Consider the following 13,015-nt stretch of genomic DNA (forward strand, 5'->3'; position numbering starts at 1 on the left):
TTTTTAAGAAAACGCCCTTGCTTTGATCCAGAAAAACGTTACAATAACAGACCTAGAAAAACTCTTAATGGAGAGAAGATGATCCGCGTAATTTGCAACAATGAAACTTATGAGCTGCCTCAGGGCACAACAGCTGCTGATTTCGCGAGCAAAATAAAAAATTCTCATTACTTTGCTGGCGTTGTCATAAACGATCAAATTAAAGATCTGTCTACAACCCTAAACGAAGGAGATACCTTAAGATTTGTTACCTTTACAGATCCAGAAGGACGAGAAATTTTTTTACATACTTCTGCTCACATTCTAGCTCAGGCTATACTACGTTTATGGCCAGATGCTATCCCGACTATAGGTCCTGTTATCGATCAGGGATTTTATTACGATTTCGCCAACCTTTCTATCAGTGAAGACGACTTCCTAATGATTGAAAATATGATGGGTCAAATAGCTGAAGAAAAGTTTGCGGTGCAGAAAAAAACATTTAACAGCAAACACGAGGCCCTAGAAGAATTCGCCCGTAATCCCTTTAAAGTAGAACTCATAAAAGAGCTTCCAGAAGGAGAGAGCATTACTGCCTACTCCCAAGGGGAATTTATGGATCTCTGTCGGGGGCCACACTTGCCTTCCACTGGCCCTGTCAAAGCTTTTAAGCTTTTACGCACATCAGCAGCCTATTGGAGGGGAGATCCTCAAAGAGAATCTCTAGTAAGAATCTATGGTGTGGCTTTCCCTACAACAAAAGAATTAAAAGAGCATCTACACCAGTTGAAAGAAGCAAAAAAACGTGATCACCGCGTTTTAGGGATGAAACTCGACCTGTTTTCTCAACAAGAGTGTTCCGCAGGCATGCCTTTTTTCCATCCTAGAGGAATGATTATCTGGGACGCCCTTATAGGGTATTGGAAACGCTTACATCAACTTGCGGGATATAAGGAAATCCAAACGCCTCAGCTTATGAGCCGTAGTCTTTGGGAAGTTTCTGGACATTGGAGTAACTATAGAGAAAACATGTACACTCTAAAGATAGAGGATGAGGACTACGCAATTAAGCCCATGAATTGCCCTGGGTGTATGTTGTATTATAAAACACGCCTACATAGCTATAAGCAATTTCCCTTAAGAATTGCAGAGATTGGTCACGTGCATCGCTACGAAGTTTCGGGAGCTCTTTCCGGACTTATGCGCGTACGTGCATTCCATCAAGATGACGCGCACGTATTTCTAACCCCTGAACAAGTAGAAGAGGAAACATTAAATATTTTACATTTAGTTTCTGAATTATACTCAACGTTTGGGCTAGAGTACCATTTAGAGTTGTCAACACGTCCAGAAAAAGCCACAATTGGCAGTGATGAACTCTGGGAGTTAGCGACAGCAGCCTTAGAGCGAGCTCTTGTCAATTCACATACTCCTTTCATTATCAATCCTGGAGATGGAGCTTTTTACGGACCGAAAATTGACATCCATGTGAAGGACGCCATCCAACGTACGTGGCAATGTGGAACCATCCAACTCGACATGTTCCTACCCGAACGATTTGAGTTAGAATACACCAATGCTCAGGGAGAAAAAAGTACTCCTGTGATGTTACATCGGGCTTTGTTTGGTTCTATTGAAAGATTCTTAGGTATTCTTATAGAGCATTTCAAAGGAAGATTCCCCTTATGGCTCAGTCCTGAGCATATCAGGGTAATTACTGTGGCAGACCGCCATCAACCTCGAGCTCAAAAGCTGGCCACAGCGTGGCAAAAATTAGGCTTCGTAGTTACGGTGGATGATTCTAATGAATCTGTAAGTAAAAAAATACGGAATGCACAAAACATGCAAGTCAATTATATGGTGACTTTGGGAGATCGGGAAATTGAGCAAAATACCTTAGCAATACGTACCCGAGACAACCGAGTTTTAAATGACATGACAGAGGACAAATTCCTAAATACTCTACTTGAAGAAAAGAACTCTTTAAGTTTAACTCCACTATTGTAGAAAACCCAGATCCAAGGACGAGCGTCTCCAATGAAAACCATCGCTGTCAATAGCTTTAAAGGTGGAACAGCAAAAACATCGACAACCCTACATTTAGGTGCAGCTTTAGCGCAATACCACAACGCTCGTGTGCTCCTTATTGATTTTGATGCTCAAGCAAACCTGACTTCAGGACTGGGTCTTGATCCCGATTGTTACGACAGCTTAGCTGTCGTACTTCAGGGTGAAAAAGATATTCGTGAAGTAATTCGTCCCATCGAAGATACAGGATTAGATTTAATTCCTGCCGACACTTGGTTAGAGCGTATAGAAGTTTCGGGGAATTTAGCCGCTGACCGTTATTCTCACGAACGGCTAAAACATATTCTCACCTCTGTAGAAAATGACTATGACTATGTGATCATTGACACCCCCCCCTCTTTATGCTGGCTTACCGAATCTGCATTAATTGCAGCACAATATGCCTTAATTTGTGCCACTCCTGAGTTTTATAGTGTTAAGGGTCTAGAAAGGTTGTCATCATTTATTCAAGGCATTTCGTCACGCCATCCCCTGAGTATCCTGGGAGTTGCTCTTTCCTTTTGGAACTATCGTGGTAAAAATAACGCCGCTTTTGCTGAGTTAATCCACAAGACATTCCCTGGAAGACTTTTAAATACTAAGATTCGTCGAGACATTACGATTTCTGAAGCTGCTATCCACGGGAAACCTGTCTTTGCTACCGCGCCTTCAGCACGAGCTTCTGAAGATTACCTCAATTTAACCAAAGAATTGTTAATTTTACTGAGGGATATGTAATCCTATGGGAAATTTAAAAACGTTGTTGGAGAGCCGTTTCAAAAAAAATACACAAGATAAAATGGAAACGCTTACACGCAAACGTATGGAAGGCGAGCACTCCCCTTTCTTAAGCAGATTTTCCGATGTAAAATTATCCCCACAAGAAGAAGAAAAATTCCGCCAGTTATTACAACATTACACGTTTGAAGATCAGATTTCCGAAGAAGATTTCAAAAGTCTTTGTAATCTCTCTGCCCAAATCAAACAAATCCACCATCAAGCAGTACTATTGCACGGCGAACGTATAAAAAAAGTACGTGATTTACTAAAAACTTACCGCGAAGGAGCTTTTTCATCTTGGTTACTACTTACCTATGGCAACCGTCAAACTCCTTACAATTTTCTTGTGTATTATGAACTCTTCTCTACTCTTCCTGAATCCCTGAAAATAGAAGCTGAGAAAATGCCAAGGCAAGCGATTTACACATTAGCCTCTCGCCAAGGTTCTCAAGAAAAAAAAGAAGCGATTATCCGAAATTACCGTGGAGAAAGTAAGGGAGAACTCCTAGATATTATCCGAAGGGAATTCCCTCTAATTTCTACAGATCGTCGTCAGATATGCTTAGCAAAACAAGCACTATCTCTGCTTTCCAAAGGCTCAGAATTATTAAGAAAATGCTCAGAATTGTCTACTGAGGATCAGGCTGCCCTTGAAAAATTGATAAAAAAGCTTCAAAAAGTTAAAAGTAATTTCATTCCCAATACAAAGGTCTAAATATGGCAGCAAAATCAAAAACACTGGAACTAGAAGATAATGTTTTTCTTATTCTTGAAGGAAATTTAAAAAGAATTTTCGCCACCGCGATTGGCTATACAACATTCCGAGAATTTCAAAATGTTGTTTTTAATTGCTCTAATGGCCAACAGGAAATAGCCAATTTCTTTTTTGAAATGCTCATCAATGGGAAACTCATCCATGATCTTCCTGCAGAACAAAAACAAGCATCGCAAAGCTTAATCGCCGAGTTCATGATGTTGATTCGTGTTGCTAAAGACGTTCACGAACGTGGTGAATTCATTAACTTCATCACATCGGATATGCTCTCTCAGCAAGAACGTTGCGTGTTTTTAAATCGCTTGTCGAGAGTCGATGGTCAAGAATTTCTTATCATGACAGACGTACAAAATACCTGCCATTTGATTCGCCATCTATTAGCACGACTTTTGGAAGCACAAAAGAATCCTGTAGGAGAAAAAAACCTCCTAGAAATTCAAGAAGATATCGTATCATTGAAGAATCACTTCGAAGAACTAGAAAAATCTCTTCAATAAAATAAAATTCTATGAACAAAAAAACGCGCGTACTTACCGGTGATCGACCAACAGGCAAGCTCCATTTAGGTCACTGGGTAGGCTCTATAAAAAATCGTTTAGACTTACAGAATAACCCAGCGTACGATTGCTTTTTTATCGTTGCGGATCTCCACACTCTTACAACCAGAATACGTAAAGAACAAGTGCTCAATGTGGATAACCACATTTATGAAGTTCTTGCAGACTGGTTAAGTGTGGGGATAGATCCGAATAAATCGACTATCTATTTACAGTCGGCCATACCGGAAATCTACGAACTCCACTTACTGTTTTCCATGTTGATTTCGATTAATCGCATCATGGGGATTCCGAGTCTTAAGGAAATGGCGAAGAACGCTTCTATAGATGAGGGTGGTTTGTCCTTTGGATTGGTGGGCTATCCAGTTTTACAAAGCGCGGATATTCTTCTTGCTAAAGCGCAACTCGTTCCCGTAGGTAAAGATAATGAAGCCCATATAGAGCTAACTCGTGATATTGCTCGCAATTTTAATCGTTTATACGGTGAGATATTCCCCGAGCCAGAGACTCTACAAGGAGAACTTACCTCTTTAGTCGGCATTGACGGCCAAGGGAAAATGAGTAAATCTGCGAATAACGCCATCTACCTTTCTGATGATGATGCAACTATCAAAGATAAGATCAGAAAAATGTATACCGACCCAAATCGAATTCACGCTACGACCCCAGGGCGAGTCGAAGGGAACCCTCTATTCATCTATCATGATATTTTCAATCCTAATAAAGAAGAAGTTGAAGAATTTAAAACACGTTACCGTCAAGGATGTATAAAAGATGTTGAGATCAAGGCACGCCTTGCCGAAGAACTTATTCTCTTTTTACAACCTTTGAAAGAAAAACGTGCCGAACTACTTACAAAACCTCAAGCCCTTCAAGATGCATTACAACTGGGCACAGAAAAAATGCGTGCTGTAGCCAAAGAAACCATGGAAGAAGTCCATGACACCTTAGGGTTAAGCCATAAATGGCGCTCTCGTTTACTACCTTAATTGCTATATGCTCCTATGACCTTTGAATTACGCGCTGCTTTTTCGCCTTGTGGAGATCAGCCCGAAGCTATTGCTAAACTCACGCAAGGCGTACGTAATCGCACGCCATCTCAGGTGTTGTTAGGCACTACAGGATCAGGGAAAACATTTACCATTGCTAATGTTGTTGCTAATGTCAATCGCCCTACGCTCGTATTAGCACATAATAAAACATTAGCTGCACAGTTGTATCAAGAATTCAAAGAATTCTTCCCTAATAATGCTGTTGAATACTTTATCTCTTACTACGATTATTACCAACCTGAAGCCTATATTGCCCGTAATGATACCTACATAGAAAAAAGTCTCTTAATCAACAGTGAAATCGATAAACTGCGTTTATCCGCAACGCGATCTATTCTAGAGCGTAGAGATACTTTAATTGTTTCTTCTGTATCTTGTATTTATGGTATTGGCTCTCCCGAAAACTACACTTCCATGGCATTAGAACTCACAGTGGGCACGGAATATCCCAGAGCACTACTAGCCTCTCAGCTTGTAAAAATGCATTATCAAGCTTCCTCAGTCCCCCAACGCTCAACTTTTCGCGAACGCGGTAGTGTGATCGATATTTTCCCTGCGTATGAGAGCGAGCTCGCCATTCGTTTAGAATTTTTCAATGACACATTAACTTCCATAGACTACAGCGATCCTCTCACTATGATGCCTAAGGAATCGGTCACCTCAGTGATTTTATATCCGGGATCCCACTATGTCACTCCTGAAGCTGTTCGCGAACAAGCGATACGCTCTATACGAGAAGAGCTAGAAGAACGTTTAGCATTCTTCCAAGATCGTCCTATAGAACAAGATCGCTTATTCCATAGAACGACTCACGATATCGAAATGATCAAAGAAACCGGATTTTGTAAAGGTATAGAAAACTATTCTCGCCACTTTACAAACACGCCTCCGGGAGCGCCTCCCACCTGCCTATTAGACTATTTCCCCGAGGACTTCTTACTGGTTATTGATGAATCACACCAAACATTACCGCAGATACGCGCTATGTACCGCGGAGACTTTTCTAGGAAACAATCTTTAGTAGAATACGGCTTTCGTCTTCCCTCTGCTTATGACAACCGCCCTCTAACCTATGAAGAAGCTAGGAAATATTTCCATAATGTGATTTATGTATCTGCTACTCCTGGAGAGACAGAACTCAACGAAAGTCAAGGTCATATTGTCGAACAGATTCTCCGCCCTACAGGAATTCCTGACCCTATTCCAGAAATCCGTCCGGCAACAGGGCAAGTAGACGATCTCCTAGAAGAAATTCGCAAACGCTTATCTAAATCTCAGGAAAAGATTCTCGTCATCTCCATCACCAAAAAGCTTGCCGAGGATATCGCAGCTTTCCTTTCAGAATTAGATATTGCTGCCGCCTACTTACATTCTGGCATAGAAACAGCAGAGCGTACGCGTATTCTCTCTGACTTGCGTTTAGGGAATATTGACGTGCTCATAGGTGTCAACTTACTTCGTGAAGGCTTAGATCTCCCTGAAGTTTCTTTAGTTGCTATTCTTGATGCCGATAAGGAAGGTTTTCTACGTAGCACTTCGTCCTTAATACAGTTTTGTGGAAGAGCTGCACGAAATGTGGATGGGAAAGTCATTTTTTATGCTGACCACAAAACTCTCTCTATAGAACAAACCTTAAAAGAAACAGAGCGTCGTCGGCACATACAGTTGGAATACAATAAAGCAAATAACATTACACCAAAACCCATCATCAAAGCGATCTTTGCCAATCCCATTCCGCAAGGGGGAAAAAAGGCAGTGCAAGACACTCCGCAAAAACCTTTATCTACGCAAGAATTAGAAAAGCTTATAAAAAAATACGAAAATCTCATGCTGCAAGCGGCCAACGCGTTCAGATTTGATGAAGCTGCTCAATACCGTGATAAAATGAAAGCTGCTAAAGAACAACTTCTTTATCTCTCATAACACATGAAAAACAACCGAAATGAAATCTGCTTGCTTTTTGTAAAATCAGAACCTAATATTGCCTTAATCTCCCCGCAACCTCATGGTGATCATATGATCCGTGTGTTCATATTGTGTTAAATTAGGTCTTTGGGAGCTAGTTTCCAACCCCTTGACAAAAGAGATTAAAGACTGATGCTAGAAGTTGTCATTTCCGATATCCAAGCTAGAGAAATTTTAGATTCCAGAGGATATCCCACACTATATGTTAAAGTAATTACAAACACAGGCACGTTCGGAGAAGCTTGTGTGCCTTCGGGAGCCTCCACAGGAATTAAAGAAGCTTTAGAGCTTCGCGATCAAGATACCTCTCGATACCAAGGGAAAGGTGTTTTACAAGCCTTAAAAAACGTGAAAGAAGTTCTGCTTCCTGTTTTGCAAGGAGTCAGCATATTTGATCAAATCCTTATAGACTCTATTATGGTAGAAGCAGATGGCACACCAAATAAAGAGAAATTAGGAGCCAATGCTATCTTAGGGGTATCCTTAGCAGCTGCAAAAGCAGCAGCCGCAACTTTAGGACGATCTTTTTACCGTTACGTGGGAGGATGTTTCGCTCACATTCTTCCCTGCCCTATGATGAATCTCATTAATGGGGGTATGCATGCAAACAACGGCCTGCAATTTCAAGAATTTATGATTCGCCCTATAGGCGCACATTCTCTACAAGAAGCTGTACGTATGGGTGCCGATGTGTTCCATACATTGAAAAACCTTCTCAATGATAAACATCTCGCTACAGGAGTGGGAGATGAAGGCGGATTTGCTCCACAATTAAAATCTAACTCTGAAGCTTTAGACCTTCTTGTATTAGCTATTGAGAAAGCCGGTTTCCAGCCTGGCGAGGAGATCTCTTTAGCTCTTGACTGTGCTGCATCTTCTTTCTACGATACAAAAACAGAAACTTACGCAGGGAAAAACTCTCAAGAACAAGTCGGCATACTCGCCGATCTTTGTGATCGTTATCCTATAGACTCTATAGAGGATGGGCTTGCTGAAGAAGATTTTGACGGTTGGGAATTGCTAACTGCAGAACTCGGAGAAAATATACAAATTGTCGGTGATGACCTCTTCGTCACCAATCCAGAGTTGATAGCAGAAGGTATAAGCAAAGGCCTTGCTAACGCTGTGCTCATTAAACCTAATCAAATCGGCACATTAACAGAAACTTCAGAAGCTATACAACTTGCCCATAGTCAAGGCTATACAACTATTCTTTCTCATAGATCCGGAGAAACTGAAGACACAACAATTGCCGATCTTGCTGTGGCCTTCAATACAGGGCAAATTAAAACTGGATCCTTATCACGCTCGGAACGCATTGCCAAGTACAATAGGCTTATGGCAATAGAAGAAGAACTGGGGTCTGAAGGTTTATTTAAAGATTCTAACCCATTTTCTGGAGAATAGCATCGGATCGATCGCTTTCTTGTGATTACTAGAAAGCGATTGTCTTTTTCAGCTTCTCTGTGATGAAATTTATGCTTCTATTCTTAAGAATCATTCTAAAAATAGAAAAACTCCTTATCTATGTTAAATAGTAGATGTCTGCTTAAGCAAAATTTCTTATATACTTAAAAAATAAAGAAAATAGGCAATAAAGAAGCATTTTTTGATCTCCATGATCTTCTAAAATGCTGTCTTGCAACTACAAATTTGATGTAGATGATCCCTTTTACAAAAACAATAGGCTATCGTCTGTGGTTAGCATGCGTAGCAGCGATATTAATTCCCTTAGGGATGAATATTGTTTTACTTAACCTTAGACAATACCATACTACAGTTTCATCAGTTGCCTTAGCATTTAAAGAAAATGCGACGTTTAAAGTGGATACTCTCATGCAAATTGTCCCACTGAATGCTGATGTTTTAGCCCTATTTTCAGAAGTCTTAGATCTCGATGAAGGCATTCCCTCCACCCCTAACGTTGAACTTAGCAACGAAATGCAAAGGACGTTTAGCGTATTATATGATGAGATTTCTTTAATTAAGTTGTTCCCCAACGGGGAGAAAATCGTTGTTGCCTCCAGCATTCCCCAACATCTTGGAGAAAATTACCAAAATAAAATAGATATTTCTGCCCAAACAGACTTTTCAGCAACATTCAAACAGTCTTCTAACAATCATGAAGTATTCTCTGTCATGCAGGCAAATATTTTTGACAATGAAACTCATGAACTTTTAGGGATCCTCTATACAACGCATAACATTGAAAAATTTCTTGAGGATATTCTTGTAAATACCCAAGCATACTTCAATGTAAAAACGGCTCTTTTATCTAAAGAAGGGATCATTTTAAAAGCATCGGATCCAGATTTAAACTTACGTGCTATCTACCCTAACCTTACTGAAAAACAATTTTGTGACACTTTCATGGACAAAAGCACCTGTCCAAAAAATATTTCTTTAAAGCCGATTCATCTCTCCCCATTATCTATAGAACCCAACTTTTTCGCTTTTAAAAATGGGAAAAATGTAACATGGAGCTACCTTGCTCATGTTCCTAATATGGACCTGAGCGTACTTTCATACGGAATAAAAGCAGAGCTCTTTGCCACATTTTGGAAACGCACGTTAATCTATTTCGCTTATTTTCTATGTGTTGTATTAGGAAGTATGATTGCCTATCTTGTTGCGAAACGGCTCTCTCAGTCCATTCGCAAACTGGCCACAGTCATCATACAAACTAGAGACAACATCCACACACCCTATAAAGATGATTCTCTAGGGTTTGAGATCAATAGGCTAGGGCATATTTTTAACGCTATGGTGGAAAGTCTAAACCAACAACAAAGCCTGGCTGAAAAAAATTATGAAATAAAAGAAAGTGCTCAAAATGCGCTACATCTGGGAGAACAAGCACAACAAAGACTCCTTCCTAATACGCTTCCTAATTATCCCCATACCGAACTAGCGAAAGCTTACATCCCAGCCATTACTGTAGGCGGGGATTTCTTCGATGTCTTCATCGTTGGCGAAGGAGACGATGCCAAACTATTTTTAATTGTTGCTGATGCTTCTGGGAAGGGTGTCCATGCTTGCGGATACTCCCTATTTCTTAAGAATATGCTGCGCTCGTTTCTGTCGCAGATGCCTTCAATAAAAGAAGCTATAAAACAAACTTCTTCGCTATTTTACCAAAATACTGCGGATTCAGGGATGTTTGTCACACTGTGTGTCTATAGCTACAATTACAAAACAGGAATTGTCGAGTTTTATTCCTGTGGGCACAATCCCGCATGTTATCTCTCTCCGGATGGCGCCGTTTCTTTCCTATCTCATCGTGGTATGGCTTTAGGATTTCTTCCCAACATTCCTGATATCCCTACAGGAAGCCTTAAACCCGATCCAGGATCCCTAATTATCTTGTATTCAGATGGAATTACAGAAGCTCATAATCAAGCTTTAGAAATGTTTGGAGAAGAACGCCTGAAAAATGTTGTAAAAACTTTAGTAGGTAAAAGCGCAGAAGATGCTATGCATTCTTTAATACTCTCTGTGAAAACCTTCGTAGGGAATTGCCATCAACACGATGATATTACCTTACTGATCCTTAAAATATCAGACTTATGAAACAAACTTTTACCAAACGCATTTTGTTGTTTCTTTTTTTGGTAATTCCGATTCCTTTAATTTTGAATCTGGTCGTCCTCTCCCTATTTTCTTTTTCAGCAGCAAAAAGCAATCTCATGGAAAACCTCCATACCCATGCGACAAATTTTAGCTTGGAATTTGAAAAAAAACTCACCATTCATAAGGTTTTCCTGAAACGTCTGGCAAACACATTAGCACTAAAAGCCTACTCCTCATCGTCAGAAGATTGCTATTCTCAAGCTTATAACGAGATGTTCGCCCTATCCAACATGAATTTCTCGCTTTGTCTTATTCCTCTCGTACAAGGAAACATAAAAACAAAAACTCCCCACGATCCATTTATCCATTATTTAAAGGAGCATCCTGAAATAAAAAAGAAGCTCAGCATGTCTGTAGGGAAGGCATGCCTCATTACTGTTCCCTCAAGCTCGAATACGCATTTTACACACTATCTAGTGATTACTGAAGATATCGAAGTATGGAATTCACCTACAAGCGCAGGGCTCCTAGTTAGCTTCTACCCTATGGATTTTCTACAAAGAGACCTTTTTAAATCCCTACACTTAAAAGATGAAGACATCTGCCTCCTGAATAAATACGGTGAGGTCCTCTTTGCCTCATCTCCTCAATTCTCCTCAGAAGTATTTTCATTGGATATTGCGGATCTTCCTAAAATCACGGCTAGAAAACAAGCCACTCCCCTTGAAGCCGCACCAAAAATCCTTCACGAACAAAAACTGATAAGCGTAAAAATAAAAAATAAACGCTATCTAGGGCTCGTTTTAAACAAGCTTCCTATTCAAGGAACGTACACCCTATCTATTATTCCTCTCTCTTGGTTGGTGATTAAGGCGATCCGTCTCCCTCTCAACGTCATTTTCTTTTATTCTCTAGCCTTTATCTTCATGGGATGGATACTTTCTAAAATTAACAAACGATTAAATCAACCTATTCAAGAACTTACCACATGCATGGAAGCCGCATGGAGAGGAAATCATAATATCCGTTACGAACCCCAGCCCTACGGATATGAAATTAACGAATTAGGAAACATTTTTAACTGCACATTACTGTTGTTACTCAACTCCAAAGAAAAAGCAGAAATCGAACGTCTTTCTGGAGATAAGCTGCAAAAAGAATTAGCTATTCTTTCTTCGCTGCAAAAAGCATTACTCCGTCCTGATTTTCCAGAGTTTCCTAATGTTTCTTTTATTTCGAAACATCTCCAAGGCATGCAAAGATCTGGCCATTTTTACGGATGGAAAACCTCAATTCCTGAGCAAAGTTTCGTAGGTGTTATAGGCCTGGCTGGTGATATAGGACTGCCGTCTTATCTTTATGCCCTATCAGCACGAAGTTTATTTCTTGCCTATGCTAATCTGTCTTCTTCCTTAGAAAACATTTGCTCCCATACTTTCGAAGCGTTTGGGCAAACTACAGAAGGAGATGAAGCAACCATCTCCATGACATTTATTCGCTACTGCTCAACTGATAGGAAGTTATCTATCTTATCTGCAGGAGAAACACCCCCTGTAGCCTTTTTAAAAAGACAAGAAACATTTTCTCGTCTTATTTCGCCCTCCGTTCAGAACATACAACCCGGCGATGTCCTGGTGTGCATCACAGGAAATAAAGAACTTACAGAATATCTCTTGCGCTTACCTATTGAAGAGTTGATTAGAGATCCTTTAGCCCCTCTAAATTCAGACAACTTTATAGAAACTCTTACAGACATGCTAAATAAGGAAACTCAATCACAAATCGATGGTACCCTAAGCTTTTTATCTTTCTTCTAAATGAAGATTTTCAATAGTTATACTTTCACTTCCGGGTTCTCTTCTAGGTCCTTTGCCTAACCATAGTAGCACCCCTGAAATTACAAGAGCAAGAACACCCAGGAGGACAGCTCCAGAGACAACAATTACAAATGCCGGAGAAGTAACAGTAAGACAGATAGCAACTACAGCTATACCAATAATCACAAACACTACAGAGCTTTTACTGATTTTTGATAATGTGGCTTTATGATTTTGTCCAAACTGTGCCATGGTTGGGCAGTAAAACTTTAGGTGTTCCTGTATATTCATTCCTTATACTCATCAGATCAGAAATTCAAACGGAACATGGTATTCATGTATGCCTTTTCTTACAAAATGATAAAAACTTCTTGCCGATACCTTGAGGAAGGTTTTTGACTCTTGTTGTATTCCATCTTTCTCATCCTGTGAGTACTAGTACGCCTACCGTTG

10 protein-coding genes are annotated in these 13,015 nt (G+C 40.1%); 9 read left to right on the top strand and 1 reads right to left on the bottom strand.

What is annotated here, in order from left to right; all coding sequences use genetic code 11:
* The first annotated feature begins 78 nt into the window (after positions 1-78).
* The 9 genes from thrS (at position 79) to CHAB577_RS04900 (ending at position 12,562) form a co-directional block, all read left to right on the top strand.
* The gene (gene thrS / locus CHAB577_RS04860) at positions 79-1,986 is read left to right on the top strand and encodes a threonine--tRNA ligase (RefSeq protein ID WP_011097429.1); all 1,908 of its coding nucleotides are present in this window, start codon (positions 79-81) and stop codon (positions 1,984-1,986) included.
* Between the two features lie 30 nt (positions 1,987-2,016).
* On the top strand, positions 2,017-2,784 hold the full coding sequence (locus tag CHAB577_RS04865) for a ParA family protein (protein ID WP_006344527.1): 768 nt from the start codon (positions 2,017-2,019) through the stop codon (positions 2,782-2,784).
* A gap of 4 nt (positions 2,785-2,788) precedes the next feature.
* Positions 2,789-3,541, top strand: a complete 753-nt coding sequence (locus CHAB577_RS04870; protein WP_006344528.1) for a pGP6-D family virulence protein — start codon at positions 2,789-2,791, stop codon at positions 3,539-3,541.
* Positions 3,542-3,543: 2 nt separating this feature from the next.
* Positions 3,544-4,098 (top strand): CT584 family type III secretion system tip protein, encoded by a 555-nt coding sequence (locus tag CHAB577_RS04875; protein ID WP_006344529.1) that lies wholly within the window; start codon positions 3,544-3,546, stop codon positions 4,096-4,098.
* Between the two features lie 11 nt (positions 4,099-4,109).
* Complete coding sequence (gene trpS, locus CHAB577_RS04880; RefSeq protein ID WP_011097430.1) at positions 4,110-5,147, top strand: tryptophan--tRNA ligase; 1,038 nt, start codon at positions 4,110-4,112, stop codon at positions 5,145-5,147.
* A 15-nt stretch (positions 5,148-5,162) separates the two neighbouring features.
* Positions 5,163-7,133 (top strand): excinuclease ABC subunit UvrB, encoded by a 1,971-nt coding sequence (uvrB, locus tag CHAB577_RS04885; protein WP_011097431.1) that lies wholly within the window; start codon positions 5,163-5,165, stop codon positions 7,131-7,133.
* 174 nt (positions 7,134-7,307) lie between these two features.
* Positions 7,308-8,582, top strand: coding sequence for a phosphopyruvate hydratase (gene eno, locus CHAB577_RS04890; RefSeq protein WP_011097432.1), 1,275 nt, complete (start codon positions 7,308-7,310; stop codon positions 8,580-8,582).
* A gap of 255 nt (positions 8,583-8,837) precedes the next feature.
* A complete protein-coding gene (locus CHAB577_RS04895; RefSeq protein WP_011097433.1) occupies positions 8,838-10,745 on the top strand; it encodes a PP2C family protein-serine/threonine phosphatase in 1,908 nt (635 codons plus the stop codon).
* Entirely contained in the window at positions 10,742-12,562 is a 1,821-nt protein-coding gene (locus CHAB577_RS04900; RefSeq protein ID WP_011097434.1) for a PP2C family serine/threonine-protein phosphatase, read from the top strand. Before CHAB577_RS04895 ends, CHAB577_RS04900 begins: the two co-directional genes overlap by 4 nt.
* Here CHAB577_RS04900 and CHAB577_RS04905 read toward each other — a convergent pair.
* A complete protein-coding gene (locus CHAB577_RS04905; protein WP_232500308.1) occupies positions 12,548-12,853 on the bottom strand; it encodes a hypothetical protein in 306 nt (101 codons plus the stop codon). The genes CHAB577_RS04900 and CHAB577_RS04905 overlap by 15 nt on opposite strands.
* Between the last annotated feature and the right edge of the window lie 162 nt (positions 12,854-13,015).

It is taken from the genome of Chlamydia abortus (assembly GCF_002895085.1).
Lineage (GTDB): Bacteria > Chlamydiota > Chlamydiia > Chlamydiales > Chlamydiaceae > Chlamydia > Chlamydia abortus.

Coding starts and splice junctions, on each gene's coding strand:
- thrS (WP_011097429.1), top strand. CDS start 79: ATGATCCGCGTAATTTGCAACAATGAAACTTATGAGCTGCCTCAGGGC.
- CHAB577_RS04870 (WP_006344528.1), top strand. CDS start 2,789: ATGGGAAATTTAAAAACGTTGTTGGAGAGCCGTTTCAAAAAAAATACA.
- CHAB577_RS04865 (WP_006344527.1), top strand. CDS start 2,017: ATGAAAACCATCGCTGTCAATAGCTTTAAAGGTGGAACAGCAAAAACA.
- CHAB577_RS04900 (WP_011097434.1), top strand. CDS start 10,742: ATGAAACAAACTTTTACCAAACGCATTTTGTTGTTTCTTTTTTTGGTA.
- CHAB577_RS04895 (WP_011097433.1), top strand. CDS start 8,838: ATGATCCCTTTTACAAAAACAATAGGCTATCGTCTGTGGTTAGCATGC.
- trpS (WP_011097430.1), top strand. CDS start 4,110: ATGAACAAAAAAACGCGCGTACTTACCGGTGATCGACCAACAGGCAAG.
- CHAB577_RS04875 (WP_006344529.1), top strand. CDS start 3,544: ATGGCAGCAAAATCAAAAACACTGGAACTAGAAGATAATGTTTTTCTT.
- uvrB (WP_011097431.1), top strand. CDS start 5,163: ATGACCTTTGAATTACGCGCTGCTTTTTCGCCTTGTGGAGATCAGCCC.
- CHAB577_RS04905 (WP_232500308.1), bottom strand. CDS start 12,853: ATGAATATACAGGAACACCTAAAGTTTTACTGCCCAACCATGGCACAG.
- eno (WP_011097432.1), top strand. CDS start 7,308: ATGCTAGAAGTTGTCATTTCCGATATCCAAGCTAGAGAAATTTTAGAT.